Here is a 26,050-nt window from a genome sequence, read left to right as displayed (position 1 = left end):
CTCACCCGCCGTTGCCGCAGTTTATGGACGAGCACCCGCGCCAACAGGCGCCTCGTCGAGCGGCACGATCTCGTGAAAGTGCGCATAGTCGATATGGCTCACGCTGTCCCGCTCGCTCATGATGTCGACGAAACGGTGGTGCCAGTAAATCTGGTCGCACGGCCACATATGGCGCGCCTGCATGGTTTGCGAGGTCGATTCGTCGACGCCTTCCAGTGTCAGCAGCAAAGACGTGTCCCGCGCCTTCAGCGTTTCAGCGGTCTCGCCGAAGAGCGGACTGTCTTCGTCGATTATGTGCATCAGAGTCCAGCCGAGCTTGAACACAGGATGTTGATCGCGCACGAGTGTGAGGTCGTGAAGCCGGCGCAATGTGTAGCCTTCGGCTGTGGTTTCGCGCCGCAGAATGCGCAGCCGCGCGTGCGCTTCGGCAATCACGTTCTGACGACCGTTGGCCGCGCGCACCATCAGCGTCATGTGGCCGTCGAGCGGCCGGATGACCGCGTGGCGCGCGAACATGATCTTGGCGTGCGGACGCGAGAAGCGCGCGAAAATGAGGCCGGTCGCCAACGCAATGCCCGACATGCCGACGAAGATTTCGAGCGTCGCGATCCAATGCGCGTAGACCGTTTGCGGATGCATGTCGCCATAACCGACCGTGGCGAGCGTCTCGACGCTGAAGAAAAACGCGCCGCCGAAACCCGGCGGATACTGGTTGGCGATGGACGCGTCGCCGAGCATATAAAGCGTGGCGAAGGTCGTGTTGAGCAACAGGAACAGCACCGCCAGCGAGACGAAAAACATCGGCCAGCGAACGGTCAGCGCGCGGTGATACAGATCCTGCCAGAACGGCATCGGCATGCCGTGCGCAATGACCACCCGGTCGTCGAGACGCAGTTCGCGGCTGCCGCGCGAGCGGCGTTTCGGCGCGCTACTTTCAGCGTCGCCGATACCGGGAAAACGTTCGGTCGGTTCGGTAGCCATCGCGTGCTCATCAAATGAAAACGGCGCAAGCGTAGCACGGCGCCTTGCTGGCCGAACGCGGCTTCGCTTCGTGCGATGGGACCTGCGGGCAGCGCTTTACGGAAAGGCGCGCGGCTTCGGAATGCCCGCGCCGTGTTCGATGTCTTCGACCGCTTGCTGATGTGCCGCGGCGATGGCTTGAACTGCGTCGCCGTAACCGTCGTCGCCGCCGACGGTCGTCCACGGCTTCACCGCTTTCTCGCGGTGGCGGATTTCGTATTCGGCGTCCCAGCGCGCGCCGCTGAGTTCGATGGGGCGGACGTGAATCGAGTACACGCCGTAGAGGAACAGCTGTTCAGCCATGATCGCCTCCAACCATTGCGTTCAGGCGGCGCGGCGCGAGATCAAGGCGCGCCGCGCCAGTCTGCCTACAGTTCGATTTCCCCGAGTATGCGATGAGCGAGCGCCTTCGCTTCTTCCAGTGCCTCGCCTGGCGTGGACGAGGTCGCCTCGACTTCATAGACGGTCGTTTCCTGGTCCTCGCTGGCTTCGCCTTCGTCGCGCGCGAGCGTGACCACGCCTTGCCAGGTGTCCTGATCGAGCTCTCTTACCGACGCGGTGGCCGTGTAGATGCCTTTGGTGTAGGTGATGTCCTCCATGGCGTCGCTCCTTATTCCAAAGGTTACGGTGTTTTCATGCTAGCACGGCGATTGCGCGTCGGCAGGAGGGCCGGCGCGCGTCGTGCGCGGCACGCACACGCGAGCAACACCACATTAAAACGCCAGCGTTACAACAGCGCGACGACCTCATCCAGCGACGGTGCATGCGCGCCCGCATGCCGGCAAGCCGCCGCGCCCGCCGCCAGCGCAAACGCAAGATGCTCCGGCCACGCGCGCTGCGGCGCGGTCATCAGGCTGAACAGCAGACCGCCGATCGAGGCGTCGCCGGCGCCGACGGTGTCCACCACCTCGACGCGCGGCGGCCGCGCCTCGGCCGTCATCGCGCCGTCGATCAGCAGTGCCGTCTCGGGCCCGCGAGTGACGAGAATCGCGGCGCTCGGGTTCATCGAGCGGAGTTGCGCAAGTGCATTGGCTTCGTCGTCGGTTTTGAAGAGCAGGCGCAGGTCTTCGTCCGATACCTTGATCAGGTCGGCGAGCGCGGCCATCTTGCGCAGCGTGGGCTCGTAGCCGTGCTCCATCAGGTTGCGGTAATTCGGATCGAAGCTGATCTTCACGCCGCGCGAACGCAGCTGTGCGGCAAGCGCGGCAAGCGTGTCGCCAAGCGGCTGACGAACGAGGCTGATGCAGCCAAAGTGCGCCCACTTCACGCCCTCGATCCAGCCGGCCGGTAGGCGGGCCGGATCGAAGGCGAGGTCCGCGCCGTTTTCGCCCATGAAGAAGTAAGCGGGCGGATGCGTGCGATGAACGATTGCAAGCAAAGGCGGGCGCTCGACGCGCTGCATGAAGCGCATGTCGAGGCCGGCCGCGACGCTCGCGTCCCACAGCTCGTCGGAGAAATTGTCGACGCCGAGCGAACCCGCGCACGCGGTCGGCAGGCCGAGCCGCGCTACGCAGCGCGCCACGTTCCAGCCGGCGCCGCCGGGACGCGACAGCCATTGCGAGGCGCCAGTGCGCACGAGATCGGTGAGTATGTCGCCCGCCGAAACGAAGACGGGCAGTTCGTTGTTCGCGCTTATGGTGGTCATTTTGCGTGCTCCGCGGAAACGGCTGCGGCGGTCGCGCCGTCGGGCAGCGCGTGCGCGAGCACCTCGTAGCACGCGCCCATGGTGTGATAGTCGGTCTTGCCGGCCGGGCTTTTTTCGTCGCTGTACTTGCGGTTGTCGCAGGTGAGTATGCGATACCACGCGCCGTATTTGTGGTCGACGAAGTGCGCCCAGCTATAGCGCCAGATCTCGTCGTACCAGTCCCAGAAGCGTTCGTTGCCGGTGCGCTTGCCGAGCAGCGCGGCGCTCGCCAGGGTCTCCGCCTGGACCCAGAAGTATTTGTCGTGATCGCAGACGGTGCCGTCCGGGCCGAAGCCGTAGTAGAGGCCGCCATGGTCTTCGTCCCACGCGTGGGTCATGGCGGCGTCGAACAGTTCGATTGCGCGCGGCAACAACCACGGCAACGGACGGAAGCGCTCCAGAATCAGCAGCAACTTTGCCCATTCTGTTTGATGTCCGGGCTGAAAGCCCCACGGGCGGAAGATATTCGAGCTGTCTTCCTCGTTGTAGTGCCAGTCCACCGACCAGTCCGCGTGAAAGTGCTCCCACACGAGCCCTTGCGAAAGCTTCGCCTGACGCAGCGTGATATTCGATGCCACGCGCTCGGCGCGATCCAGATAGACGAGGTGGCCGGTCGCTTCATGGGCGGCGAGCAGCGCCTCGGTGGTGTGCATGTTCGCGTTCTGCCCGCGATACGAACTCACTCGCCATTCGGGCGACGCTTCGTCGGCATAGAGGCCCGCGGCTGCGTCCCAGAAGCGGTGCTCCATCAATTCGAAAGTGGCGCCGATCATGGGCTTCGCTTCCTCGATGCCGGCCATCGCCGCATGCGAATACGCGAGCAGCACGAACGCGAGGCCGTAGCAGTGACGCGTGCCGTCGAGCGTGCGCATTTTGCCGTCGCGCCATTCGATTTCCCAGTCGTAGCCTTCGTGCTGCGCATCCCAATGTGCATCACGCAAAAAGCGTAGACCGTGGCGCGCATATTCCAGGTGCTTCGGGTCGCCGAACTGGCGATACGCCATCGCGTAGTTGAACACATAGCGGCAACTGCTCACGAGGTGCCGCGTAGTTTTGTCGTAGACCGAGCCGTCGTCGCGGAAAAAATGGAAGAAGCCGCCGCTCGGATCCAACACGTTCGGCGCATAGAAGCGCAGCGTGTCCTCGATATGCGAAAGCAGAAACTCGCGGCTGCGAAAACTGGCGACGGGCGGCACGGTAGGCGCGCCGTTGGCGGAGTGAGACGTGGCGGATTGCGTCATGGCGTTTTCACCAAAGTACTGGCACGGGCAATGAGATGAACGGGCAAGCGGACTTCCGTTTCGGTGGGTGCGTCTTCGAGCAGCAACTCCACGCCGCGCCGGCCGAGCGCTTCCTTATCGACAGAAATCGTGGACAGCGGCGGCGTGGCGTGTGCGGCGGCGGGAATGTCGTCGAAGCCTATGATGGCGATTTCCTCCGGCACGCGCACCCCGCGCGCAAAGCAGGCGCGCAGCGCCGCGAGCGCGGCCGCGTCGTTGTAGGCGAACACGGCGTCGGGGCGCGGGCCGGGCCCGTCGAGCAACTGCTGCATCGCGCGGGCGGCGCCAGTGTCGGGGTCGAGACCTGCGTCGATCGTCACTTCGAGCGACGGATCGAACAGCAGCCCCGCTTCGAAAAACGCGCGCCGGTAGCCGAGCGCCCGCTGCGCGATGCTGAAGTGCGCAAGCGATCCGCCGATAAACGCGACGCGCTGGCGCCCCTGCGCGAACAGATGCCGCATTGCAAGCGCGGCGCCCGCGGCGTTGTCGAGATTCACCGAGCGCAGGCCCGGCGCCCACAGGTCGATCAGCACGAGCGGGCGCTGCATCGCGACGAGCGTGGTCAGCGTCTCAGGCTCGACAAAGCCGGCAATCGCGACAGCGTCGGGCGCATGCAGACGCATCTGCTGGATCACGTCTTCGGTCGGGCCGGCCGTCAGCACGGACGGCACGATGCCGCGCTCGCGGCACGCGTCTTCCACGCCATGCAGCACATGCGAGAAGAATGGGCTGACGGCGAAGTTGTTGTGCTGCCGGTGCAGCAGAAACGTCAGGCGGCGGATGCGCGGGCGCAGTTGCGCGGCGTCATAGCCGAGTTCGCGCGCGGCCTCGACCACGCGCACGCGGGTCGCCTCGGAAAGGCCGGGCTGGTTCTTGAGGGCGCGCGAGACAGTGCCGATCGACACGCTCGCCGCGCGCGCAACGTCGCGGATGGTAATCGCCATCGAAGCAGGCGGCCGTGCGAGGGCGACCGCGCGGTGTTTGAGTCCGGCGATTGTATAGTAAAACCGAGCGAAAACCGCTCGAAAAAAGCGCGGCGTGTTTCGGTAAATACCCGTAGGTACGCGGTATTTTCGCGCTTTTGATGTTTAGTAAAATCAACTAAACATGCGCTGCCGCCGACGTTTGCCGGCGGCTTTTTCAGCTCGTGGCCATGGCTCTTTCCGGCTGTCCGCGCAGCAACGCCACGCTTTCTTCCGCGTCGATCAGCACGAAGCCGCTCGCCTCCAGCTTCGCTCGCCGCTTCGCTAGCGCCGCGACTGAGGCGACTTCCTCGCTGTTGTAGAGCGGCGCGCCGTCGGCCGAATTGGGCTCTACACGCACGCAGCCGATTGCCATCGTCACGAAGCCGAAGAAGGTCGGATTTCCGCGCCGGTCCTCGCCGTGAATGCCGCCGGCGAGACGGTCGGCCGGCGCGTAGAAGCGCTGCGCGCCTTCGTTGAACACACGGATTGCGCGCAGCACGCGCTCGCGCCAGTCGTCGCTCTGGAACAGGATCAGGAAGTCGTCGCCGCCGACGTGACCGAGAAAGTCGCGCATCGGGTCGCAGGCTTCGGCCAGCACGGCGGCGGCGAACTTCAGCACTTCGTCGCCTTGCCAGTAGCCGTATTGGTCGTTGAAGGGCTTGAAGTGGTTCAGGTCCACGTAGCACGCGTAAAAACCGGCGTGATTGCCGACCAGCCGCGCAATGTGCGAACTGATGGGAATGTTGCCGGGCAGGAAGGTAAGCGGGTTCGCGTAGCGCGCCGCTTCGATCCGCACTTCGGTCACCGCGCGCACCAGGTTTTCGCCGGTGCCGAGGCCCGCGTACTTGCCGTTTTCGGTGATGACGAAGCCATCGGCGAGATAGCGCTGATCGTCGCTTGCAAGGAGCTTGGCCATCTGCTCTACGGTCATCGATTTTTCGATTACCACCGGCGACGCATTCGCAAACAGCAGGCACGGCCGCTTGCCGAACAGCTCGCGGTGATACGGCAGCGCATAACGGTCCATGAAACTGCGGCGGTTGATCAGCGCGATCGGCTCGTCGTGCTCGACCACCGCCACCGCGTGCAGATCCGGCAGACGGTTGAAGAGTTCGAGCACGTCGTTATTGGTGGCGTGGCGCGGCAGCGCGGGCGCGTGCACCAGCATTTTTTCCGACGCCATGCCGCCCGACGGCGACGCCCCGCCGAGCGTGCGCGTCGCTTCGGGAAACACGGCGATGTGGCCGGCGCGCAGCGCGTCGCGGGCGTCGTCGGTGACCTTGCGCGCGGGCTGCGCATTGGGGCGTCCAAAGAAAAAGCCTTGCCCGCAGCCGATTCCCATGTCGCGCACGACGATCAGGTCCGCTTCGTTCTCGATGCCTTCGGCGACGAGCCGCGCGCCGCTCGCGCTCGCGAAGTGCTGCATCGCGCGCACGGCTTCGAACTTCAGCGGGTCGCAGGCGATGTCGTGGATGAAGAAACGGTCGATCTTCACGACGTCCGGCTGCAGCCGCACCCACAGATTCATGCTGGCGTTCGCGGTGCCGTAGTCGTCGAGCGCGAACTGCGCGCCTGCCGTGCGCAGGCTGGCGATAACGGGCAGGAAGGCGCCGACGTCCAGAATCGTGCTTTGCTCCGTCAGCTCGATGACGAGGCGCTGCGGGTCGACGCCGCGCTGGCGCAACAGCGCGAGCGTGGCCTCGGGCGCGTCGGCCAGACGCCGAAGCGCACCCGCGCTGAAGTTGAGAAACAGCTTGCCGTCGTAGCCGAGCCGCGCGAACGCTTCGATGCAGGCGCGCGCGGCGGCCTGCTCGAGCTCGATCGTGCAGCCTTCGGCGAGCGCCTGCGAAAAGAGCGCAAACGGCGCCTCCAGCGATGTGCCCGCGGGCCCGCGGATCAGACCTTCGTAGCCGAGAATCGCGCCGCCGTCGAAGTCGACGATGGGCTGGAAAACGGCGGACAGCTCGCGCCGGGCAATCAACTCCTCGATGCGCGGCGCGGCGGACCGGGAGGACGAGCTAAGTTGCATGGCAGATAGGCGTAGCGATGGACCTACGGCTTAACGACCTGCGATGCGGAGAATTAAGTGAACTTTTGATGAAGCGTTGCACTGGCGTGGTGCGCGAGACTCGTCCAGGACTTTTAGAGACGCTGCCTACGCCATCTGGCTGAGGCGACAACCGCAGCGTTTGCGCGTGAAATAACAAAAAGCCGCGCATGGCGGCTTTTCGAAAAACGACGCTCAGGGAGGGCGCTTATGAATGTCTTATTTGCATTGCGCGCGTACTCAACGGCGGGCGACGGCTGCGGCAGCCCGCTCGCGAGAAGCGGCGCGAGTCTCCTCGCTCAGGTCGCGAGCGCCCCAGCGCTGCGCGAGCGCGGCGCACACCATCAACTGGATCTGGTGGAACAGCATCAGCGGCAGAACGACCGCGCCGACCGCCTGCGAGGCGAAGATGACCTTGGCCATGGGCACGCCGGCAGCAAGACTTTTCTTGGAGCCGCAGAAAATGATGGTGATCTGGTCCGCGCGGGAAAAGCCAAGCCGCTTGCTCACGAAAATCGTCATGGCCAGCGCCAGCGCGAGCAGCACCACGCTGATGAGCAGCACGCCGCCCAACGCGGAGAGCGGAATCTGGTGCCACAGACCTTCGGTAACCGACTCGCTGAAGGCGCCGTATACCACCAGCAGGATCGAGCCCTGGTCCACGAACTTCAGCACGCCGCGATGCCGCTCGATCCATTTGCCGATCAGCGGGCGCAGCAGCTGCCCGGCCACGAAGGGCACCAGCAGTTGCAGCACGATCTTGCCCACGGTGTGCCACGGCGAACTGCCGCCCGCCGCCTGACTGGTGACGAGCACGCTGACGAGCGCGGGCGTGATGAAGATGCCGAGCAGACTGGAGGCCGACGCGCTGCAAACGGCGGCCGGCACGTTGCCTTTGGCAATGGACGTGAACGCGATAGAGGACTGAACCGTAGACGGCAACGTGCAGAGGAAGAGGATCCCGCTATAGAGCGCCGGCGTGACAAGTGGCGAAAGGAGCGGTTTAAGCGCGAGGCCGAGCAGCGGAAACAGCGCGAACGTGCTGAGCAGTACGACTATATGCAGACGCCAGTGCGTCGCGCCCGCAACAATCGCTTCCCGCGAAAGCTTCGCGCCGTGTAGGAAGAACAGCAGGCCGACCGCCACGTTCGTCACCCAGTCGAACCCCACGGCGGCCTGCCCGCGAACCGGCAACAGGCTGGCCAGTATCACGGTGCCGACGAGGCACAGGGTAAAGTTGTCGGGAAGCAGTTTCGGGCGGGCCATGTCGGGTTCTCGAAATCGGTGATGCGCAACTGTACGCAAGCCGCGTGCGCGAAGCGCCGCGTGTTCGCGTCAGGGAAAACCAGTATTGTCCCGCGAAAGCGATTGAAGAGACAAATTCATTTGACGACTCGATTGATGAGTCATGTGCATTCCCCCGGCATTCGGTGTGGTGGCAAGCGGTAGGTGGAGATTTTTCAGTTCGGCGGAAGATTGGGCTTGATCGCCTGTCGGTCTGGCCCGGTGGCACTTGCGAACGCCTTTAATCGCGCGACTTCCGCCATGCATCGCGCGCGAGTCCCAAAGACCGCATCGGCGGACGCGATCCGGCGGTTTGTGCAAGGCTTATGTCGTAGAAAAACGTCGCAGTAACAAGGTGTTACAACAGCGGGCGAGGCCTAACACTTTTTGGCTCGACACCCTTTGCCCGCGACCATAAATTAGCCCTTCAAAGGCCGTCGGGAATGCCCCGCGCCGCGAAATCTCCGCAGCGCCCGCGCCAGTCCCTCAACAAGCCCGCCGCAGCTCGAACGGCGCGCTTCAGGCAAGTCTTCGGGCATGTGAGTCACTGGTGGACGGGTTGTCGAGAACGAAGCACTGGCCGTGGGGCGCGCTGATCATCGCGCTGTGCTCGTTCGCCTACGCGAAAGGGCCGGGCACACCGCATGGCGGCGCGAGATTCGGTGTCGACAGCTACGGCCACGGCAACTACGTGAACCGCGATGTGGGCCGCAGCTTCAATCGCTCCAACGCGCCAACCTCCGGCATCCGCCGGGTTGCCGGGCCGGGCGCTTATCCCGGCGAAGGCCGCGGCGGCATACCGTACCCTGGCGTCCTCACGCCGGTCAGCGCGGAGTCGCGCCCCGGACAACGGCCGCAGTCTAATGCGCCGGTTCGCTCCGGTTCCATCCGGGCAGATGTCGCGCGATACAACGAAGAACGCGGTTCGATTCGCGCGATTCAGCGCCAGGCCGACGACGGCCGCCCACCCGAAGGGTCTCCTTACCGCAACTAGAGGCGTGTGCCTCGCTGCGTCCTCACTGCCTGATTGCGCGTTTCAGTCGCGCATGGCGTTTCCATGTGCGTCGCGCTGCTCCCGGACGTCAGTTTGCTCATGATGCTTACGGTGGCTGAGCCTTTCAATTAGCTTCGCGCGCGCATTACATCCCGATTCCCTCCCGCAAAGCGTCGAAAATCCCGTCCTCGAATTGACGTTTCGACGCCACACTTTTTTGAAAACACTCGGCAACAAGCCGCCTCCCGTCGTCAAATCTTGGCGTTTATGCGGCGACGCGTCATCGGTATGTCATCTGAAGCGTTATTGAGCGGCCGGCGCATGGCGAGCGCGGCTGCGCGCGAGCCGGGCGTCTGTCGCGGCAAGGCGAAGGGCCGCATGTGAAGGTCTTTAGCAGGCCGATAAGCGACAAAACTAATCAGACCGATATACCCGCAATAACCAGCCATATTTTTGTTTATAAAAATGGTCCGCAAAGATGGTCCCGCCCAGATTGGCTCGACGATCAGACGGATAACAACATTGGTCCGCGCGAGCTTGCCCTTTCGCACAGCCACACCTTTTTGACAAAGACTGGAGAATCCATGAAAACAAACATCAGCCGTGCGCTGAAGACAACCCTGAAGGCAACCGCGTGCGCGGCTTTGCTGGCCAGTGCATCGTCTGCGTTTGCGCAATCGAGCGTGCAACTGTACGGCCAGGTCGACGAATGGGTCGGCGCTCAGAAATTCCCGGGCGGCAAGACCGCCGTGCAGGTGTCCGGCGGCGGGATGTCCACGTCATACTGGGGCCTGAAGGGGGCCGAGGATCTGGGCAACGGCTACAAGGCGATCTTCACGCTGGAAGGCTTCTTTCGCGCGCAGAACGGCCAGTACGGCCGCTTTACCGGCGACACCACGTTCTCGCGCAACGCGTATGTCGGTATCGAATCGCCGTACGGCACGGTCACGGCCGGCCGTCTGACCACGCATCTGTTCGTGTCGACGATTCTGTTCAATCCGTTCATCGACTCGTACGTCTTTTCGCCGATGGTCTACCACGTGTACCTTGGCCTCGGCACGTTCCCGACCTACTCGACGGATCAGGGCGTGACCGGCGACTCCGGCTGGAACAACGCGGTGCAGTATCAGTCGCCGAACTTCAACGGCCTGTCGGCGAGCGCCATGTACGCGCTTGGCAACACCACGCAGAACGGCGCGAAGAAATGGAGCGGCCAGGTGCTGTATTTCCACGGCCCGTTCGCGGCGACCGCGGTCTACCAGTACGTGAACTTCAACAACACGCCGGGCGACCTGGGCAGCTTCGATTCGTCGGGCGTGCCGGGCCTGAAGGCGCAAAGCGTCGCGCAACTGGGCGTCTCGTACGACCTGAAGTACGTGAAGCTGTTCGGCCAGTACATGTACACGCACAACGACCAGACGCTGACGAGCTGGCACGTGAACACCGCGCAAGGCGGCGTCTCGGTGCCGGTCGGCCCCGGCACGGTGATGGCCTCGTACGCGTATTCGCGCGACGGCGGCGGCTTCGACCAGACGCGCCAGACCGCAGCCGTCGGCTACGACTATCCGCTCTCCAAGCGCACGGATGTCTACGCAGCCTATCTGTACGACCACATCAGCAACCAGTCGAGCGGCAACACGTACGGCGTGGGCCTGCGCGCGAAGTTCTAGGCGCAGCCGTTCTCCTCTGGGTGAGCGCAGTGCTCGGCCTTGTCTTGCGCCGCGCCGGATGCACGGCATCACAGAAGCCCGCTTCCTTTGGAACGCGGGCTTTTGTTTTGCCAAAGGAGAGCGCCACAACACGCCGTTTCCTCACTTGCTCTTGATAAACCGGGCAAAATGACGCCGATTAATTCCTTGAGCGAGCGATTCGGATGGACACCCTCGTCAGCATGAAAGTGTTCCGGCAGGTGGTCGAAGTGGGCAGCTTCGTCGGTGCTGCCGAGCGCATGGAAATGTCCGCGGCGATGGCGAGCAAGCATGTCATGCATCTCGAACAGCAGCTCGGCGCACGCCTGCTCAATCGCACGACGCGCCGCGTGGCACCGACCGAGGCGGGCCGCGAATACTACGAGCGCCTGAGTCAGGTGCTCACCGAACTCGAGGAGGCGGAGCAGGTGGTAGGCGCGGCGAGCGTGGTGCCGCAAGGGCGCCTGCGGGTCTCGTCGCTGTCGGCGTTCGGGCTCAGCCACGTGATGGCGGCCGTCGCCGACTACGCCGCGCAGTATCCGCAAGTCACCGTCGACATCACCTTGTCCGACCGCGTGGTCGAGCTGATCGACGAAGGCTTCGACGTCGCGATTCGCGCTTCGCCGAGCGGGCTCAAGTCGTCGTCGCTGATCGCGCGGCCTATCGCGATGGCGCATCTGGTGCTCTGCGCGTCGCCCGATTATCTGCGCCGACGCGGCACCCCGAAGACCGCCGCCGATCTCGCGCGCCACAACTTTCTGCAATACGCGGGCGTATCCGGGCTCGACGTGATGCAGACCACTGGCGAGGTCGCGCGTGTGCGTCTGTCCGGCAACCTGATCGTCAACCATCTCGAGGCGCAACGCGTGATGGTGCTGCACGGCGCGGGCATCGCGCTGCTCGGCACCGAAGTGATCGGCGCGGACCTGGCCGAGGGGCGCCTGGTGCCGCTGCTCGTCGATGAAATGCCGCCGCGCGAGCTGCCGATTCACGTCGTCTACGCGAGCCGCCGCCATTTGTCCGCCAAGGTTCGCTCGTTCGTTGACTTTCTGGCCGAGCGCTTTGCGAACGAATCGCTGTGGCCGTCGCTCGAACAGATCAGGGCGCTGGCCGTTGCCCCGTCGGTTCGCTAGCCCGCAAGCTCTCCCGACCCGTTTCGCTATACTGGTTGCCAGCACCCGCACACGCCAATAGCGTAACGATCTGGGGGAGACATGACCGATCTGTCCACGCCGCAGCGCGCCGCCAGCCACGAGCTGCCCGCCGGCCGGCGCTTGCGTTTCGTCACTGCCGCGGCCTTGTTCGACGGCCACGATGCGTCGATCAACATCATGCGGCGCATCCTTCAGGCGAGCGGCGTGGAGGTCATCCACCTGGGCCACAACCGTTCCGTCGATGAAGTCGCGACCGCCGCGCTTCAGGAAGACGCCGACGGGGTCGCGGTGTCCAGCTACCAGGGCGGCCATAACGAATACTTCCGCTATCTCGTCGATCTGCTGCGAGCGCGCGGCGGCGAGCGCATCAAGGTGTTCGGCGGCGGCGGCGGGGTGATTGTCCCCGAGGAAATCGTTGAGCTGGAAACATACGGCGTCGAAAAGATCTATTCGCCGCATGACGGGCAGCGGCTCGGCCTGCAAGGCATGATCGACGACATGATCGGGCGGTGCGCCGCTCTCGCGCGCGAGAGCGCCGCGGCGCGGGCGGGCTCGCTCGGCGGGGTTGGCGCCACCGGCGCGGTGGGCGGGGCTGGTGCGGTCGGCGCGTCCAGCGCGTCCAGCGCGTTCAGCCCGGTTGGCGAATGGATCGACGGGTTGACCGCGGGCCCGTTACCACGCGGCGTTCCGCTCGGGCAAGCACTTACCGAAGACACAAGCTCCGCAACATTTCGCCGCCTCGCGCAACTCATCAGCGCATTCGAAACAGGCGGTGTGGGCGCGGCCGAGCGCGACAAGGTCGCGGTCCGGGCGCAAGCGGCGCGGATTCCCGTACTCGGCATCACCGGCACGGGCGGCGCCGGCAAGTCGTCGCTGACCGATGAACTGATCCGGCGCTTCCGCCTCGATTACGGCGACGCGCTCACCATCGCCGTGCTCGCCGTCGACCCGTCGCGCCGCAAGTCCGGCGGCGCGCTGCTGGGCGACCGCATCCGCATGAACGCAATCGGCGATTGGGGCGGCGGCGCGCGTGTCTACATGCGCTCGATGGCGACGCGCGAAGCCTCCAGCGAGATCTCGAACGCACTGCCCGACGCGCTGATGCTGTGCAAGGCGGCGGGCTTCGATCTGATCGTCGTCGAAACTTCCGGCATTGGTCAGGGCGACGCGGCAATCGTGCCGTTCGTCGACGAGTCGCTGTATGTGATGACACCCGAGTTCGGCGCGGCGAGCCAACTGGAAAAGATCGACATGCTCGATTTCGCGGACTTCGTTGCGATCAACAAGTTCGACCGCAAGGGCGCGGCGGATGCGCTGCGCGACGTCGCGAAGCAGGTTCAGCGAAATCGCGGCGACTTCGCGAAATCGCCCGACGCAATGCCGGTGTTCGGCACGATCGCTTCGCGCTTTAACGACGACGGCGTGAGCGCGCTCTACCGGCATCTCGCGAACGCGCTGCATAGGCACGGCCTGCGTGAGGGCGGCGGTCGTCTGTCCGCGCCCGCGGACGTGCGGTTTTCGACCGGCAGCCACGCAATAGTGCCGCCGGCGCGCGTGCGTTATCTCGCCGAAATCGCGCAGACGGTCCACGCGTATCGTGAGCGCGCCGAAGCCCAGGCGCGGCTTGCGCGCGAGCGCTGGCAACTCGTCGAAGCGCGGCGAATGCTTGGCGAGGCCGGCACGAATGAGCACGAGACACAGACCGGGACATCCGCAGCCGGGCTCGACGCGCTGATCGAGCAGCGCACCGCTACGTTGGGCGAGCGCGAACGCAAGCTGCTTGATGCCTGGCCGCAAACCGTAGCAGCCTATTCCGGCGACGAACATGTAGTCCGCATTCGCGAGCGCGAAGTTCGCACAGCGCTTGCAGTCACCACCTTGTCCGGCACGCAGATACGCAAAGTCGCGCTGCCGAAGTTCATCGACCACGGCGAAATTCTGCGCTGGCTGATGCTCGAAAATCTGCCGGGCCACTTTCCGTTCACCGCCGGCGTGTTCCCGTTTCGTCGCGAGAACGAAGATCCGACGCGCATGTTCGCGGGCGAAGGTGATCCGTCGCGCACTAACCGGCGTTTCAAACTGCTCTCGGAAGGCATGCCGGCCAAGCGTCTTTCCACTGCGTTTGATTCGGTCACGCTGTACGGCGAAGAGCCGCACGAACGGCCCGACATCTATGGCAAGGTGGGCAATTCGGGCGTGTCGGTGGCGACGCTCGACGACATGCACGTGCTCTATGACGGCTTCGATCTGTGCGCGCCGGAAACGTCGGTGTCGATGACCATCAACGGCCCCGCACCGACCATTCTCGCAATGTTCTTCAACGTCGCAATCGATCAGCAGATCGCGCGCAAAACGCAGCAACTCGGCCGCGCACTCAGCGACGACGAACTTGCAGCCACGCGCCGCATGGCATTGGAGAACGTGCGCGGCACCGTCCAGGCCGACATCCTGAAAGAAGATCAAGGCCAGAACACCTGCATCTTTTCGACGGAGTTCAGCCTTAAAGTGATGGGCGACATCCAGGCGTATTTCGTCGAACACGGTGTGCGCAATTTCTATTCGGTCTCGATTTCCGGCTATCACATCGCAGAGGCCGGCGCGAATCCGATCTCGCAACTCGCCTATACGCTCGCCAACGGCTTCACCTATGTCGAGGCGTATCTCGCCCGCGGCATGTCGATCGACGACTTCGCGCCGAACCTGTCGTTCTTTTTCTCAAACGGCATGGACCCGGAGTACACGGTGCTCGGCCGCGTCGCGCGGCGCATCTGGGCAATCGCGATGCGCGAGCGCTACGGCGCGAACGAGCGCAGCCAGAAGCTCAAGTATCACGTGCAGACGTCGGGCCGCAGCCTGCATGCGCAGGAGATCGACTTCAACGATATCCGCACCACGCTGCAGGCGCTGATCGCGATCTACGACAACTGCAACTCGCTGCATACGAATGCCTTCGACGAGGCAATCACGACGCCCACCGAGGAGTCGGTGCGCCGCGCGGTGGCGATCCAGTTGATCATCAATCGCGAATGGGGGCTCGCGAAGAATCAGAATCCGAATCAGGGCAGCTTCGTGATCGACGAGCTTACCGATCTCGTCGAAGAAGCGGTGCTCGCCGAGTTCGACCGCCTGACGGAGCGCGGCGGCGTGCTCGGCGCGATGGAAACCGGTTATCAGCGCGGGCGCATTCAGGATGAGTCGATGCTGTACGAGCATCGCAAGCATGACGGCTCGTATCCGATTGTGGGCGTGAACACGTTCCTGAGCGCGCACCCGCACGAAGCGCCGCAGCCCATCGCGCTTGCGCGTTCCACCGAAGAAGAAAAGCAAAGCCAGCTGAAACGCCTGCGCGATTTTCAGGCGCGGCATCGCGAGGCCGCGCCCGCCGCGCTCGAGCGTCTGAAGCGCGCGGTGATGGACGACGAAAACGTGTTTGCCGTGCTGATGGACGTGGTGCGCGTGTGTTCTCTCGGGCAGATCACGCACGCGCTATTCGAGGTGGGCGGGCAGTATCGACGGAATATGTAGGCGGGCGATGCGCGCTCTGGCCGCAGTCCTGCTTTTCGCAGTCCCGTTCCGCACTGCCGTGTTCCACGGCGTAGTTCAGCGCGCGATGCCGAGGCGCGCCTTCGCGTCGTCGTATTCCTTCGCAAGACGCGCGACCAGTTCGCTCACGCTCGGCACGTCGTCCATCAGGCCGACGCCCTGACCCGCGCCCCAGATGTCTTTCCACGCCTTGGCCTTTTCGCTGGCGAAGTTCATCTTGGTCTTGTCCGATTCGGGCAGTGCGTCCGGATCGAGCCCGGCGTTGACGATGCTCTCCCGAATATAGTTGCCATGCACGCCCGTGAACAGGTTCGTGTAGATGATGTCCGACGCGCTCGAGCTGACGATGGCCTGCTTGTAGCTCTCCACTGCGTGCGCCTCTTTGGTCGCGATGAAGCGCGTGCCCATATACGCGAGATCGGCGCCCATTGCCTGCGCGGCGAGAATCGAACCGCCGTTCGCGATGGCGCCGGACAGCACGATCGGGCCGTCGAAAATGCGCCGCACTTCGCCGACCAGCGCAAACGGCGACGTAGTGCCCGCGTGACCGCCCGCGCCCGAGGCCACCAGGATCAAACCGTCGACGCCCGCCTCAAGCGCCTTCTGCGCGTGACGCAGATTGATCACGTCGTGCAGCACGATGCCGCCGTAGCTGTGCACCCCATCCACAATCTCGCGCGCCGGCGCGCGCAGGCTCGTGATGAAGATCGGCACCTTGTGTTCGACACACACGCGCACGTCATGTTCGAGCCGCGCATTCGATTGATGAACGATCTGATTCACGGCGATGGGGCCCACCACCGCGCCGGGATTCGCCGCCTTATGCTCCGAGAGCTGCGCCTGGATCTGCGTGAGCCATTCGTCGAGCAATTCGGCGGGGCGCGCGTTGAGCGCCGGGAATGAACCGACGATGCCGGCTTTGCACTGCGCCAGGACCAGCTCGGGATAGCTGACGATGAACATCGGTGAGGCGACGACAGGCAGCGCCAGATTTTGCAGAACGGCGGGCAAAGCCATAGTGCGAGTCTCCTGATTGACGAGCCAGTGTGCTTTCAAGGCCCACGGCTATTTGATGAGTGTAGCGGCGCACGGCTTGCGGCGTACTGCGTGCGGCATGCAATGCGCGGCAGCAAAGCGGCGTGCGCCGCGTCGAAGCCAGCAGCGCATCTCACAGCACGTTGGCCGCGCGAACGTTTAAGAACGGTCGTTCGATTATAGGCCAGGCGCGGACGCTGCGTTCGCCGTATCGTTTGGAACCGTTGGAGGGAAGGTTCTACGCCTGGGTGGGTTATCCCACCTCGCGCGGACACATTGGCCTTTTACAATGCACGAACTCCAAAACGACGAGAGACCCGGTCATGGCCTTCGAGAATTTCACGCCCTTTCGCGTCGTCGCGGGCGATGCGGATATCTTCGGAGTAAAGGGCGGAGCAGGGCCGCCGCTTCTGCTGCTGCACGGCCATCCGCAGTCGCACCTGATCTGGGCGCGCTGTGCCGCGCAACTGGCCGAGCACTTCACGGTCATCGCCACCGACCTGCGCGGCTACGGCGCATCGGGCAAACCGGCCAGCGACAGCGCGCATACGCCGTATTCGAAACGCGCCATGGCCGCCGACCAGGTCGCCGTAATGCGTCACTTCGGCTTCGAGCGCTTTCTGGTTTGCGCGCACGACCGCGGCGCGCGCGTCGCCCACCGCATGGCGCTCGATCACGCGGATGCCGTCGAGCGTCTGATGCTGCTCGACATCGCGCCGACGCTCGCAATGTACGAAGCCACCGACCGCGCGTTCGCCACGCATTACTTCCACTGGTTCTTCCTGATTCAGCCTGAGCCGCTGCCCGAAACGCTAATCGGCGCGAATCCGGCCGCCTATGTGGATGCGGTGATGGGCAGCCGTCATGCGGGCCTCGCGCCGTTCGAGCCGGACTCGCTCGCAGCCTACCGCGCGGCGTTGGCGCAGCCTGGCGCGGTCCACGCGATGTGCGAGGACTACCGCGCGTCGGCAAGCATCGACCTCGAGCACGACCGCGCCGACATGGAACGCGGGCACAAGATTGCCTGCCCGCTGCGCGTGTTGTGGGGCGACAAAGGCGTGATCGAAAAGTGTTTCGACGCGCTTGCCGAATGGCGTCACGTGGCGCGCGACGTAAGCGGTCGTTCGCTGCCTTGCGGCCACTACATTCCCGAAGAGGCGCCTGAGCAGCTCGTCGCGGAAATGCTGTCGTTCTTCGAAGCGATCGAACGGTAAGCGCGTTCGCTGATTCGCCGAGCGCTTAGCCGAGCGGCGGCAGGCGTCGTGCGACGGGCGTCGATTTGACGATTGCAGTGCTGGTCTCCGCGCGCTCCGTGACCTTCGAGAGAATCTCGTCGAGCTGTTCGATCGAATGCAGGTAAAGGCGGCAGATGAAGCAATCGTCGCCGGTCACCTTGTCGCATTCGACAAACTCCGGAATTCGCCGGATTACTTCCTCCACCAGATGCAACTGCCCGGGCAGCGGCTTCACACGCACGATGGCTTGCAGCGTGAAGCCGAGCGCGCGCGGGTCGAGCTGCACCGTGAAGCGCTCGATCACGCCTTGCGCCTCGAGCCTGCGGATGCGCTCAGCCGTACTCGGCGCGGATAGTCCGACGAGCCGCGACAGTTCGCTGACCGGGCGGCGCGCGTCTTCTGCTAGCGCGGCAAGCAGCGCGCGGTCGGTTTCGTCGAGCGGGACAGGCGTTAGGGGAGCAAGGCGTTTTGGCATGACGGCCTTCGAATATGAGGTGCTGCCGCAGTATCGCTTAAGTTTATCCATGTTTTCGTGGATCCGGATTATTTACACTGCTTGCCATGCAGCAATCAATTCGAGGATCGGATCATGGCTTCAAACGAAATTCGCCGCGGCGCGGCGGAGATGAGCATGGCGATGCTCATGTCGGGCACGATCGGCTGGCTGGTCGTGTCGTCGCAGCAGAGCCCGTTCAATGTGGTGTTTTTTCGCTGCATCTTCGGCGGCGCGACGCTCGCGCTCGTGTGCGCAGTGCTCGGCCTCTTCAGACGCAAGCTGTTCTCGTGGAAGATGCTCGGGCTCGCGCTGCTCGGCGGCGCGGCAATCGTCGCCAACTGGGTGCTGCTGTTCGCCGCGTACTCGCGTGCGTCGATCTCGATGGCGACAGCCGTCTACAACACGCAGCCCTTCATGCTGGTCGCGCTCGGCGCGGTCGTATTTCGCGAGCGTATTAGCGCGTCGACGGTGGTGTGGCTGCTGCTCGCGTTCATCGGGCTCGTGTTCGTGGTGAAAGTCGAGCCGGCGGTGCTGGCGGTGCGGGGGCAATATCTGATCGGTATCGCGTATGCGGTCGGCGCGGCCGCGATGTATGCGGTCTCGTCGATCATCACCAAGCGTTTGAAGGGCACGCCGCCGCATCTGATTGCGCTGATCCAGGTGTTGCTCGGTGTGGTGATGCTCGCGCCGCTCGTGCGTTTCGATGCGCTGCCCGCCACCGGGGTGCAATGGCTCGAGCTCGTCGTGCTGGGCGTGGTGAACACCGGCCTCATGTATGTGCTGCTGTACGGCGCGATCCAGAAACTGCCGACTGCCATGACCGGCGCGCTGTCGTTCATCTATCCGGTGGTCGCGATCATCGTCGACCGGATCGCATTTGGGCAGACGCTCGCGTGGATTCAGGTACTGGGCGCGGTGCTGATTCTGCTCGCCGCGGCCGGCGTCAATCTCGGCTGGCGGGTTGTCCCTCAAAGGCGCGTGCGCTCGGTCTGAACACGGCGCTATCAGCGGATGCAACGGAGGCGATGCTACGGATTGCAAAGCAACCGCGTTTGTTCATATGAGCGGAGCAATGGACGTGCGGCCCGCGGCATAGCGGCGGTTCCGGCGCCCGGCGTGTATGCGGGTTAACAGCCGCCGTCAAGCATCTGTAGGGAAATCACCGATGCGGTCCAAAATCGCGCGCGCGTATCATTCAACAAGACGCTGATCACGTCCGACAAAAATTGCGCCGCTCGCCTTAACGGGTTGAGCGGCTTTCTTTTTGTGCCGGCGCTTTGGAGTGTTTTGCGCTTTGCATCTGCGCTGTTCGCCTGACCAAGGTGCTATGGCGCGGATGCCGGCACGGTTGCTCTCGCAACGATCCGCTCGCCGTCCACCGTGATCGGTCCATTGCCGGCGGCCAGTTCTTCAACAAGCGCTTTCATAAGCGCGGGCCATTCGCCACGTGGCTTCAGCATCGAGGCCGCGGCGCGCATGGCCATCGCGTCGTCGACCATTTGCAGCAGCGTCGCAAAGCTCATTGCGCGGACCTCGAGCAGCTTGAAGACGATCAGTACCTTGAGCGCGTTCTTCGCATTGCGCGCCGGATCGGCACGCAGCCACGCGAGCCGCGAGAAGGCGCGTTGCAACGCCTGCTCGACGTTCATGAACGGCGCGCCGTGGCCAGGAATCGCGAGACGCACGTCGAGCGCGGCAATCGCTTCGAGCACGGCTTGCTGTTCGGCAAAGCCGCTTTCGCCTTCCAACTCCGGGAAGATCACGCCGAAGCCGTTTTCCCATAGCGCGTCGGCGCTGATCAACACGCGCTCTGCCGCGCAGTAGAGCATGAGCGAGTGCGGATCGTGACCGGGCGCGCCGAGTATCTGCCAGTCGAGTGCGCCGAGACGCAGTGTCGCGCCCGGCGCGATCGTGCCTGTGAAGCCGAAGCGCTCGCAAGTTTGCCCGGTTGCACGGAAAGTAAGGCGCGCTTCGTCCCAGTCGCGCACGGCATCGGCCTCCGACGCGGGAATCAGCGTGCGGCACGGCCACGTCGCTTGCAACAGCGCATTGCCGCCGCAATGATCCGAATGCAGATGCGTGTTGACGATCAGGTCGAGCGGCCGCGCGCCAAGTGCCTGCTGCACGAGCGCACGCGTTTGGTGCGCATGCGTCGCATAGCCTGTATCGACGAGCGCGGCGCATTCGTCGTCGACTATCAGTACATTGTTTGACGAGAGCCAGCCGCGCTCGAACACGCGCACCGATGTGGGCAACGCGTTCATAGCGTAGCGGTGCCGCTAATGATGTTGGCGTCGACGGACGCCTCGGGTTTCGGCATCACCAGAATGGTCGAGGCGCCGATCACGGCAACTTCGCCACGCTGATTTTTGACCGTGCCTTCCAGATGCGTGAGGTCGCCATTCAGGCTCGGCTTCCAGTAAGCATCGCGCACACGCCACGTCATGACGAGCGTGTCGCCCGCGTGTGCGGCCTTTTTCAACTTGATGTCGAACTCGAGTCCGAGCGGTTGCGCGTAGGTAGAAAAATGCGTGGCGAGCAGCGCCATGAAATGCGCGGTAGGCTGCGTGCCGGACGCGATCAGACCGCCGAAGCGGCTTTGCGCGGCATAGGCCTCATCGTGATGCAGCGGGTTCAGGTCGTTGACGAGCGTCGCGAACGTTTTCACCGAATCCGCCGATAACGCGAGCGTCGCGCTGAATGTCTCACCGATGGTGACAATGCGCGGCGGTGCGTTCATCGCTGCACCTTCGCATGTTTCGCGATGAACTGTGCATGGCGCGATTCGAGCGCGTCCCATACCGCGCGCTTCTCGTCGTCGTCATAGAGCGACCAGCCGGCGATTTCGTCGATGGTGCGCAGACACCCTTCGCACCATCCCGTCGACGCATCCATCCGGCACACGTTGATGCACGGCGACGGCACGCTGCCGCCTTCTGTCCCGTGGTCGTTTTCTGCTGTCATCGGGGCTGCCATTGCCTAGGCCGTCTCGCGCAAAGCCACGTCCACCACCGGAGCACCCGTCAACGCGATCAGTTCCTCTGCGGTCAGATTGAACACCGCATGCGGATGACCAGCCGCGGCCCACAGACTGTCGAGCGAGAGCAGGTCTGCGTCGATCAGCGTGACCGGTTCGACCGCGTGACCAACGGGGCACACGCCGCCAATCGCATAGCCGGTTTTTTCGCGGACGAACTTCGCATCCGCGCGGCCGATCTCGCCGACCTGCGCCGCCACCTTTTTTTCATCCACACGATTCGCGCCGCTTGCGACGACCAGCACCGGCGCGTCGTCTTCGCGACGGCGAAACAGGATCGACTTGGCGATCTGCGCGACCGAGCAGCCGAGGCCCGCGGCGGCTTCGGCGGAAGTCTTGCCGGTTTCCGGCAGCATCACGACGCGGCCTGCGTGACCGCGTTCCCGCAGCAGCAGCGCGACGCGGCGAGCGGAGTCGGGCAAGGCGGTGAGGTCATCGGAGTCGAGAAAAGCGTGGTCCGTCATCGTTTCAAGTCCTGTCTGGTTGCGATCTGGTTGCCGAGTGCTCACACGCAGTTGGCCGCTTCGCTGCGCGCCTTTGCAAGCAACGCCTTGCCCGCGCGCGACACGTTCGGCCGGCCTATCGCCGTCGAAATGAAATCGCCGATGGCTACGACCTGCGCGAGGTCGATGCCGGTTTCAATGCCGAGGCCGTTCATCAGGTACAGCACGTCTTCGGTCGCGACATTGCCGGTTGCGCCCTTTGCATACGGGCAACCGCCGAGCCCCGCGACCGACGCGTGATAGATCTCGATGCCTTCCTGCAACGCCGCGTAGATGTTCGCGAGCGCCTGGCCGTAGGTGTCGTGAAAGTGCCCCGAGAGCCGTTCGCGCGGATACACGCGGGTCACGGCTTCGAAGACTTCGCGCGTGCGTCTGGGCGTGCCCACGCCGATCGTATCCGCGATGTCGATCTCGTCGCAGCCGAGAGCCGCGAAACGTTGCACCACGTCGACCACCGACGCCACCGGCACCTCACCCTGATACGGACAGCCGAGCGCGCACGAAACGCTGCCGCGTATGCGCAGGCCATGCTGCTTCGCCGCCTGCGCGACCGGCGCGAACCGTTCGATGCTTTCCGCGATGCTGCAATTGATGTTCTTCTGCGAGAACGCTTCGCTCGCGGCGCCGAAGATCACGATCTCGTCGGCGCGTGCGGCGAGCGCGCCTTCGAAGCCGCGCAGATTCGGCGTGAGCACCGAATAGAGCGTGCCGGGGCGCCGCTCGATGCCGGCCATCACGTCGGCGCCGTCGGCCATTTGCGGCACCCATTTGGGTGACACGAACGACGCGGCCTCGACGTTTCGAAAACCCGCTGCCGAGAGTCGGTTGATCAATTCCACCTTGGTCGCAGTCGGGACGAATTCCTTCTCGTTCTGCAGGCCGTCACGCGGGCCGACTTCGACGATCTTCACTTGTTGCGGTGCTACTGTCATGTTCTGTCTCCTGAAGGTTATCCGCCCAACAAAGCTGTGCTGGCACCGCCTGGAAATGTATTGGGACGATGGTCAGTATCCGCGCCCGATATCCACCACGCCGCTAACAGCCTCACCCCGTTGGAGCGCGAGCAGTTTCTGCGCGATCTGCGCGACGCTTTCTTCGCGCAACGTGAGCGCCGACATGTGCGGTGTGATCGTGATGCGCGGTTCCTGCCAGAACGGATGATCCGGCGGCAACGGCTCGTGCTGGAACACGTCGAGCGTGGCCGCGGCGAGTTGGCCGCTCGCGAGCGCGTCGAGCAGATCGGCTTCCACGAGATGCGCGCCGCGCGCCACGTTGATCAGATACGCGCCGCGCGCGAGCTTCGAAAACGTGCGGGCGTTGAGCACGTTCGCGGTATCCGGCGTATGCGGCAGCAGATTGACGAGTACTTTCACGCCGTCGAGAAACGCGTCGAGCCGGGCTTCACCGGCGAAGGTGGCGATGCCTTCCACCTGTTTCGCGCTGCGACTGTAGCCGCGCACGGGCAGGCCGAATGCCGCGACCGTTCGCGCGACGTGTGCGCCGAGCACGCCGAGCCCCAATACGCCGACCGTGAATGACTCGCGTGGATGCGGGTCGAGCACCTGCCAGCGGCGCTCGCGCTGCAGCGTTTGATATTCGTCGAAGCGCCGCAGATAGCGCAGCACCGCGTGCGTCACATATTCGGCCATCTGCGGAGCCATGCCGGTGTCTTCGAGGCGGATCAATTGTGCGTTGCGCGGCAAGCTGCCGGGTTGCTCGCGTTCGAGCGCAAGAATCGCATCGACGCCCGCGCCAAGATTGAAGACTGCGCGCAGATCGGCGCGGCCGGCCAGCATCTCGCGAGGTGGGCGCCACACGACGGCGAAATCGGCGGGCGCCGTGTCGCCGGGCTGCCACTCGCGCAGTTCTGCCTCGGGCAGCGCGCGGGCGAAGTCTTGCAGCCAGGCCGCGGCTTCGTCGTTGGGCATGTAGAAGAGGATTTTCATGCGGCTGCTCCGTTGCGCACGCACTTGCCCTGATTCGCGCCGCATGCGGGACGCGGGCGGCATGGCGGCCGTGAGGCTGGCAACGGCTGAAGCGCGGCGCGCGACGCTGACGACATGAGGGCTCCTCCTTTTATGGGTAGGCTTCATTCTACTTTTTCGCCGGCAATCCCGCGCAATTGCGCACGACCGTACGCAGCAGCCTTCGCAATGCGCGCACATCCAGCCCATAAACAAAGCACAAAAACTTGGTTCGTCCACGCGCAAGGCGGCGGGACAATGGCTCTCCGGTTTCTCTTTGCGAGGGACAGACATGCTTTCATGCGCAAGATCGCCGTGGCCGCCGCGGCTCGTCACGGTTCCGGGCCTGCACGGCAGCGAGGGCGCCCATTGGCAGACGTGGCTCGAGCGCCAGTTCGCGCGCTCGCTGCGCGTCGAGCAGGCGGACTGGGATGCGCCGGACGTGGCGGGCTGGGCCAACTCGTTGCGCCAGTTGCTCGAACGCGAGCGTGGGCCGTTCGTGCTCGCCGCGCATAGCTTCGGCTGCCTTGCCGCGGCTCACGCGTTGCAGCAGGCGTCGTATGCGAACGACGTGGTCGGCGTGCTGTTCGTCGCGCCCGCCAGTCCGCAAAAGTTCACCTTTGCCGGACCATTCGAAGCGCGGCGTGTCGGCGTGCCGTCCATTCTGATCGGCAGCGAAACGGATCCGTGGATGCCGCTTGCCGGTTCGCGCGAACTCGCGCAGCGTTTCGGCAGCGCTTTCGTCAATCTGGGTGACGCGGGGCATATCAACACCGCGGCCGGATTCGGACCGTGGCCGAGGGCCAAGTATTTCATCGACACGCTGGTGCACTGCGCCGCGCCGCTGCGTTTTCGCGACGAAGCGCTGGAGATCGCGCAGCATGCGATGGTTTGAGGATGGGCTGACGGGCGGCGCATTGACACGGGCGTTGATAAGCGCCTCGACTGCGCCGCATCCCATGCTTGCACGCCGTGAGGCAATCGCGCATGCCGGCGCGGCGCACAGGTGCGATCCGCTAGAATCCCGCTACATGCCGCGCGCTGGCGCGGCCACGGCTTTTCATCATCGACAGCGGGGACAACATGGCAGGCAGGACGGGGACATCGCGCTGGCTGGCGGCCGGCTTCACGGCGATTACGTTGGGCTTCGGGCTTGGCGGCACATCGGCGGCGTACGCGGATGCGTCGTTATTGAACGTGTCGTACGACGTGACGCGCGAGTTGTACAAGGACATCAATGCGGGCTTCATCGCCGCGTACAAGCAGAAGAGCGGCGAGACCGTGTCGATTCGCCAGTCGCATGGCGCGTCGAGCGCGCAGGCGCTGTCGGTATTGCAGGGCTTGCAGGCCGACGTCGTGACGATGAACCAGCCGAACGATATCGATCTGCTCGCCGAAAAAGGTCAACTGATCCCAGCGAACTGGCGCGCACGTCTGCCCAACGACAGCGCGCCGTACACCACGACGATGGTGTTCCTCGTGCGCAAGGGTAACCCGAAGCACATCAAGGACTGGGACGATCTCGCGAAGCCCGGCGTGCAGGTGGTCATCGCGAATCCGAAGACCTCCGGCAACGGACGCTACACGTACCTCGCCGCGTGGGGTTATCGCAAGCAGCATGGCGGCACGGACGCAGACGCGCTCAACTTCGAGAAGGCGATTTTCAAGAACGTGCCGGTGCTCGACACAGGAGGCCGCGGCGCGACCACAACGTTCACGCAACGCGGCATCGGCGACGTGCTGGTCACCTTTGAAAACGAAGTCGCGCTGATGAACAGCGGCGTGGGCGCGGGCAACTTCGAGGCGGTGTATCCGTCGCTGAGCCTGCTCGCGGCGCCGCCGGTGTCGATTGTCGACAAGGTGGTCGATAAACGCGGCACGCGCAAGGAGGCGCAGGCGTACCTCGATTATCTATGGTCGCCGGCTGCGCAGGAGGTCATCGCGCAACATCATCTGCGTCCGCGCGACAAGAACGTGCTCGCGAAACACGCGGCGGAATTCAAACCGATCAAGACGTTTACCGTCGAAGAAATGTTCGGCAGCTGGCAGAAAGCGCAGCAAACCCATTTCTCCGACGGCGGGACTTTCGATCAGATCGTCGTCGACAGGAAGTAACGCGTT

The 26,050-nt window shown here is 64.2% G+C and carries 25 protein-coding genes; 8 read left to right on the top strand and 17 right to left on the bottom strand.

Annotated features, from left to right (window positions below; translation table 11 throughout):
- Positions 1–21: 21 nt before the first annotated feature.
- The 8 genes from A3AC_RS0106450 to A3AC_RS0106415 form a co-directional block, all read right to left on the bottom strand.
- Complete coding sequence (locus A3AC_RS0106450; protein WP_025597970.1) at positions 22–981, bottom strand: ion channel; 960 nt, start codon at positions 979–981, stop codon at positions 22–24.
- Between the two features lie 96 nt (positions 982–1,077).
- Positions 1,078–1,323 (bottom strand): hypothetical protein, encoded by a 246-nt coding sequence (locus tag A3AC_RS0106445; protein WP_025597969.1) that lies wholly within the window; start codon positions 1,321–1,323, stop codon positions 1,078–1,080.
- Positions 1,324–1,388: 65 nt separating this feature from the next.
- Positions 1,389–1,619, bottom strand: coding sequence for a hypothetical protein (locus A3AC_RS0106440; protein WP_025597968.1), 231 nt, complete (start codon positions 1,617–1,619; stop codon positions 1,389–1,391).
- A gap of 128 nt (positions 1,620–1,747) precedes the next feature.
- The gene (locus tag A3AC_RS0106435) at positions 1,748–2,665 is read right to left on the bottom strand and encodes a carbohydrate kinase family protein (protein WP_025597967.1); all 918 of its coding nucleotides are present in this window, start codon (positions 2,663–2,665) and stop codon (positions 1,748–1,750) included.
- A complete protein-coding gene (locus A3AC_RS0106430; protein WP_025597966.1) occupies positions 2,662–3,945 on the bottom strand; it encodes an AGE family epimerase/isomerase in 1,284 nt (427 codons plus the stop codon). Before A3AC_RS0106430 ends, A3AC_RS0106435 begins: the two co-directional genes overlap by 4 nt.
- Positions 3,942–4,928 (bottom strand): LacI family DNA-binding transcriptional regulator, encoded by a 987-nt coding sequence (locus tag A3AC_RS0106425; protein WP_025597965.1) that lies wholly within the window; start codon positions 4,926–4,928, stop codon positions 3,942–3,944. The genes A3AC_RS0106430 and A3AC_RS0106425 overlap by 4 nt, the downstream gene beginning before the upstream one ends.
- A 196-nt stretch (positions 4,929–5,124) precedes the next feature.
- A complete protein-coding gene (locus A3AC_RS0106420; RefSeq protein WP_025597964.1) occupies positions 5,125–6,978 on the bottom strand; it encodes an EAL domain-containing protein in 1,854 nt (617 codons plus the stop codon).
- Positions 6,979–7,236: 258 nt separating this feature from the next.
- Positions 7,237–8,262 (bottom strand): bile acid:sodium symporter family protein, encoded by a 1,026-nt coding sequence (locus tag A3AC_RS0106415; protein ID WP_025597963.1) that lies wholly within the window; start codon positions 8,260–8,262, stop codon positions 7,237–7,239.
- Between the two features lie 568 nt (positions 8,263–8,830).
- Between A3AC_RS0106415 and A3AC_RS0106410 the strand changes: the two genes are divergently transcribed.
- On the top strand, positions 8,831–9,274 hold the full coding sequence (locus tag A3AC_RS0106410; protein ID WP_025597962.1) for a hypothetical protein: 444 nt from the start codon (positions 8,831–8,833) through the stop codon (positions 9,272–9,274).
- 251 nt (positions 9,275–9,525) lie between these two features.
- On the opposite strand, the gene A3AC_RS30335 is transcribed toward A3AC_RS0106410, so the two are convergent.
- Positions 9,526–9,825 (bottom strand): hypothetical protein, encoded by a 300-nt coding sequence (locus A3AC_RS30335; RefSeq protein ID WP_156924579.1) that lies wholly within the window; start codon positions 9,823–9,825, stop codon positions 9,526–9,528.
- A 33-nt stretch (positions 9,826–9,858) separates the two neighbouring features.
- Between A3AC_RS30335 and A3AC_RS0106400 the strand changes: the two genes are divergently transcribed.
- The 3 genes from A3AC_RS0106400 (at position 9,859) to icmF (ending at position 15,641) form a co-directional block, all read left to right on the top strand.
- Positions 9,859–10,944 carry a porin gene (locus A3AC_RS0106400; protein WP_025597961.1) on the top strand — a complete coding sequence of 362 codons (1,086 nt, stop codon included), beginning with the start codon at positions 9,859–9,861 and terminating at the stop codon, positions 10,942–10,944.
- Positions 10,945–11,147: 203 nt separating this feature from the next.
- Positions 11,148–12,095 (top strand): LysR family transcriptional regulator, encoded by a 948-nt coding sequence (locus A3AC_RS0106395; protein WP_025597960.1) that lies wholly within the window; start codon positions 11,148–11,150, stop codon positions 12,093–12,095.
- A gap of 81 nt (positions 12,096–12,176) precedes the next feature.
- On the top strand, positions 12,177–15,641 hold the full coding sequence (icmF, locus tag A3AC_RS0106390) for a fused isobutyryl-CoA mutase/GTPase IcmF (protein WP_025597959.1): 3,465 nt from the start codon (positions 12,177–12,179) through the stop codon (positions 15,639–15,641).
- Positions 15,642–15,716: 75 nt separating this feature from the next.
- Here the strand turns inward: icmF and A3AC_RS0106385 are convergent, their stop codons facing one another.
- The gene (locus A3AC_RS0106385; RefSeq protein WP_025597958.1) at positions 15,717–16,676 is read right to left on the bottom strand and encodes an NAD(P)H-dependent flavin oxidoreductase; all 960 of its coding nucleotides are present in this window, start codon (positions 16,674–16,676) and stop codon (positions 15,717–15,719) included.
- Between the two features lie 341 nt (positions 16,677–17,017).
- On the opposite strand from A3AC_RS0106385, the gene A3AC_RS0106380 reads away from it, so the two are divergent.
- Entirely contained in the window at positions 17,018–17,908 is an 891-nt protein-coding gene (locus tag A3AC_RS0106380) for an alpha/beta fold hydrolase (RefSeq protein ID WP_025597957.1), read from the top strand.
- Positions 17,909–17,933: 25 nt separating this feature from the next.
- Here the strand turns inward: A3AC_RS0106380 and A3AC_RS0106375 are convergent, their stop codons facing one another.
- Positions 17,934–18,404, bottom strand: coding sequence for an Lrp/AsnC family transcriptional regulator (locus tag A3AC_RS0106375; RefSeq protein WP_025597956.1), 471 nt, complete (start codon positions 18,402–18,404; stop codon positions 17,934–17,936).
- A 114-nt stretch (positions 18,405–18,518) separates the two neighbouring features.
- On the opposite strand from A3AC_RS0106375, the gene A3AC_RS0106370 reads away from it, so the two are divergent.
- Positions 18,519–19,418: a DMT family transporter gene (locus tag A3AC_RS0106370; RefSeq protein WP_025597955.1), complete on the top strand. Its 900-nt coding sequence runs from the start codon at positions 18,519–18,521 to the stop codon at positions 19,416–19,418.
- A 332-nt stretch (positions 19,419–19,750) separates the two neighbouring features.
- Here A3AC_RS0106370 and A3AC_RS0106365 read toward each other — a convergent pair whose 3' ends face one another.
- The 6 genes from A3AC_RS0106365 to A3AC_RS0106340 form a co-directional block, all read right to left on the bottom strand.
- Positions 19,751–20,689: an MBL fold metallo-hydrolase gene (locus A3AC_RS0106365; protein ID WP_025597954.1), complete on the bottom strand. Its 939-nt coding sequence runs from the start codon at positions 20,687–20,689 to the stop codon at positions 19,751–19,753.
- Positions 20,686–21,165 carry a MaoC family dehydratase gene (locus tag A3AC_RS0106360; RefSeq protein ID WP_025597953.1) on the bottom strand — a complete coding sequence of 160 codons (480 nt, stop codon included), beginning with the start codon at positions 21,163–21,165 and terminating at the stop codon, positions 20,686–20,688. The genes A3AC_RS0106365 and A3AC_RS0106360 overlap by 4 nt, the downstream gene beginning before the upstream one ends.
- On the bottom strand, positions 21,162–21,389 hold the full coding sequence (locus A3AC_RS0106355; protein ID WP_025597952.1) for a DUF1289 domain-containing protein: 228 nt from the start codon (positions 21,387–21,389) through the stop codon (positions 21,162–21,164). Before A3AC_RS0106355 ends, A3AC_RS0106360 begins: the two co-directional genes overlap by 4 nt.
- Before the next feature lie 15 nt (positions 21,390–21,404).
- The gene (locus tag A3AC_RS0106350; protein WP_025597951.1) at positions 21,405–21,926 is read right to left on the bottom strand and encodes a YbaK/EbsC family protein; all 522 of its coding nucleotides are present in this window, start codon (positions 21,924–21,926) and stop codon (positions 21,405–21,407) included.
- Between the two features lie 41 nt (positions 21,927–21,967).
- Positions 21,968–22,897 (bottom strand): hydroxymethylglutaryl-CoA lyase, encoded by a 930-nt coding sequence (locus A3AC_RS0106345; RefSeq protein ID WP_025597950.1) that lies wholly within the window; start codon positions 22,895–22,897, stop codon positions 21,968–21,970.
- Positions 22,898–22,969: 72 nt separating this feature from the next.
- Positions 22,970–23,911 carry a 2-hydroxyacid dehydrogenase gene (locus A3AC_RS0106340; RefSeq protein WP_025597949.1) on the bottom strand — a complete coding sequence of 314 codons (942 nt, stop codon included), beginning with the start codon at positions 23,909–23,911 and terminating at the stop codon, positions 22,970–22,972.
- A 310-nt stretch (positions 23,912–24,221) separates the two neighbouring features.
- Here A3AC_RS0106340 and A3AC_RS0106335 point away from each other — a divergent pair, with 310 nt between their 5' ends.
- Together A3AC_RS0106335 and A3AC_RS0106330 are read left to right on the top strand one after the other, a co-directional pair.
- Positions 24,222–24,824 carry an RBBP9/YdeN family alpha/beta hydrolase gene (locus A3AC_RS0106335; protein ID WP_025597948.1) on the top strand — a complete coding sequence of 201 codons (603 nt, stop codon included), beginning with the start codon at positions 24,222–24,224 and terminating at the stop codon, positions 24,822–24,824.
- 188 nt (positions 24,825–25,012) lie between these two features.
- On the top strand, positions 25,013–26,044 hold the full coding sequence (locus tag A3AC_RS0106330) for a sulfate ABC transporter substrate-binding protein (RefSeq protein ID WP_025597947.1): 1,032 nt from the start codon (positions 25,013–25,015) through the stop codon (positions 26,042–26,044).
- Positions 26,045–26,050: the final 6 nt, after the last annotated feature.

Origin of the sequence: Burkholderia sp. WSM2230, assembly GCF_000472445.1 — a bacterium.
GTDB lineage: Bacteria > Pseudomonadota > Gammaproteobacteria > Burkholderiales > Burkholderiaceae > Paraburkholderia.
Note: the sequence above shows the minus strand (reverse complement) of the source record. Positions and strands in the feature narration are given on the sequence as shown.

Excerpts from the sequence above, each read along its gene's own strand:
- A3AC_RS0106450 (WP_025597970.1), bottom strand. The coding sequence starts at position 981 with ATGGCTACCGAACCGACCGAACGTTTTCCCGGTATCGGCGACGCTGAA.
- A3AC_RS0106445 (WP_025597969.1), bottom strand. The coding sequence starts at position 1,323 with ATGGCTGAACAGCTGTTCCTCTACGGCGTGTACTCGATTCACGTCCGC.
- A3AC_RS0106440 (WP_025597968.1), bottom strand. The coding sequence starts at position 1,619 with ATGGAGGACATCACCTACACCAAAGGCATCTACACGGCCACCGCGTCG.
- A3AC_RS0106435 (WP_025597967.1), bottom strand. The coding sequence starts at position 2,665 with ATGACCACCATAAGCGCGAACAACGAACTGCCCGTCTTCGTTTCGGCG.
- A3AC_RS0106430 (WP_025597966.1), bottom strand. The coding sequence starts at position 3,945 with ATGACGCAATCCGCCACGTCTCACTCCGCCAACGGCGCGCCTACCGTG.
- A3AC_RS0106425 (WP_025597965.1), bottom strand. The coding sequence starts at position 4,928 with ATGGCGATTACCATCCGCGACGTTGCGCGCGCGGCGAGCGTGTCGATC.
- A3AC_RS0106420 (WP_025597964.1), bottom strand. The coding sequence starts at position 6,978 with ATGCAACTTAGCTCGTCCTCCCGGTCCGCCGCGCCGCGCATCGAGGAG.
- A3AC_RS0106415 (WP_025597963.1), bottom strand. The coding sequence starts at position 8,262 with ATGGCCCGCCCGAAACTGCTTCCCGACAACTTTACCCTGTGCCTCGTC.
- A3AC_RS0106400 (WP_025597961.1), top strand. The coding sequence starts at position 9,859 with ATGAAAACAAACATCAGCCGTGCGCTGAAGACAACCCTGAAGGCAACC.
- A3AC_RS0106395 (WP_025597960.1), top strand. The coding sequence starts at position 11,148 with ATGGACACCCTCGTCAGCATGAAAGTGTTCCGGCAGGTGGTCGAAGTG.
- icmF (WP_025597959.1), top strand. The coding sequence starts at position 12,177 with ATGACCGATCTGTCCACGCCGCAGCGCGCCGCCAGCCACGAGCTGCCC.
- A3AC_RS0106385 (WP_025597958.1), bottom strand. The coding sequence starts at position 16,676 with ATGGCTTTGCCCGCCGTTCTGCAAAATCTGGCGCTGCCTGTCGTCGCC.
- A3AC_RS0106380 (WP_025597957.1), top strand. The coding sequence starts at position 17,018 with ATGGCCTTCGAGAATTTCACGCCCTTTCGCGTCGTCGCGGGCGATGCG.
- A3AC_RS0106375 (WP_025597956.1), bottom strand. The coding sequence starts at position 18,404 with ATGCCAAAACGCCTTGCTCCCCTAACGCCTGTCCCGCTCGACGAAACC.
- A3AC_RS0106370 (WP_025597955.1), top strand. The coding sequence starts at position 18,519 with ATGGCTTCAAACGAAATTCGCCGCGGCGCGGCGGAGATGAGCATGGCG.
- A3AC_RS0106365 (WP_025597954.1), bottom strand. The coding sequence starts at position 20,689 with ATGAACGCGTTGCCCACATCGGTGCGCGTGTTCGAGCGCGGCTGGCTC.
- A3AC_RS0106360 (WP_025597953.1), bottom strand. The coding sequence starts at position 21,165 with ATGAACGCACCGCCGCGCATTGTCACCATCGGTGAGACATTCAGCGCG.
- A3AC_RS0106355 (WP_025597952.1), bottom strand. The coding sequence starts at position 21,389 with ATGACAGCAGAAAACGACCACGGGACAGAAGGCGGCAGCGTGCCGTCG.
- A3AC_RS0106350 (WP_025597951.1), bottom strand. The coding sequence starts at position 21,926 with ATGACGGACCACGCTTTTCTCGACTCCGATGACCTCACCGCCTTGCCC.
- A3AC_RS0106345 (WP_025597950.1), bottom strand. The coding sequence starts at position 22,897 with ATGACAGTAGCACCGCAACAAGTGAAGATCGTCGAAGTCGGCCCGCGT.
- A3AC_RS0106340 (WP_025597949.1), bottom strand. The coding sequence starts at position 23,911 with ATGAAAATCCTCTTCTACATGCCCAACGACGAAGCCGCGGCCTGGCTG.
- A3AC_RS0106335 (WP_025597948.1), top strand. The coding sequence starts at position 24,222 with ATGCTTTCATGCGCAAGATCGCCGTGGCCGCCGCGGCTCGTCACGGTT.
- A3AC_RS0106330 (WP_025597947.1), top strand. The coding sequence starts at position 25,013 with ATGGCAGGCAGGACGGGGACATCGCGCTGGCTGGCGGCCGGCTTCACG.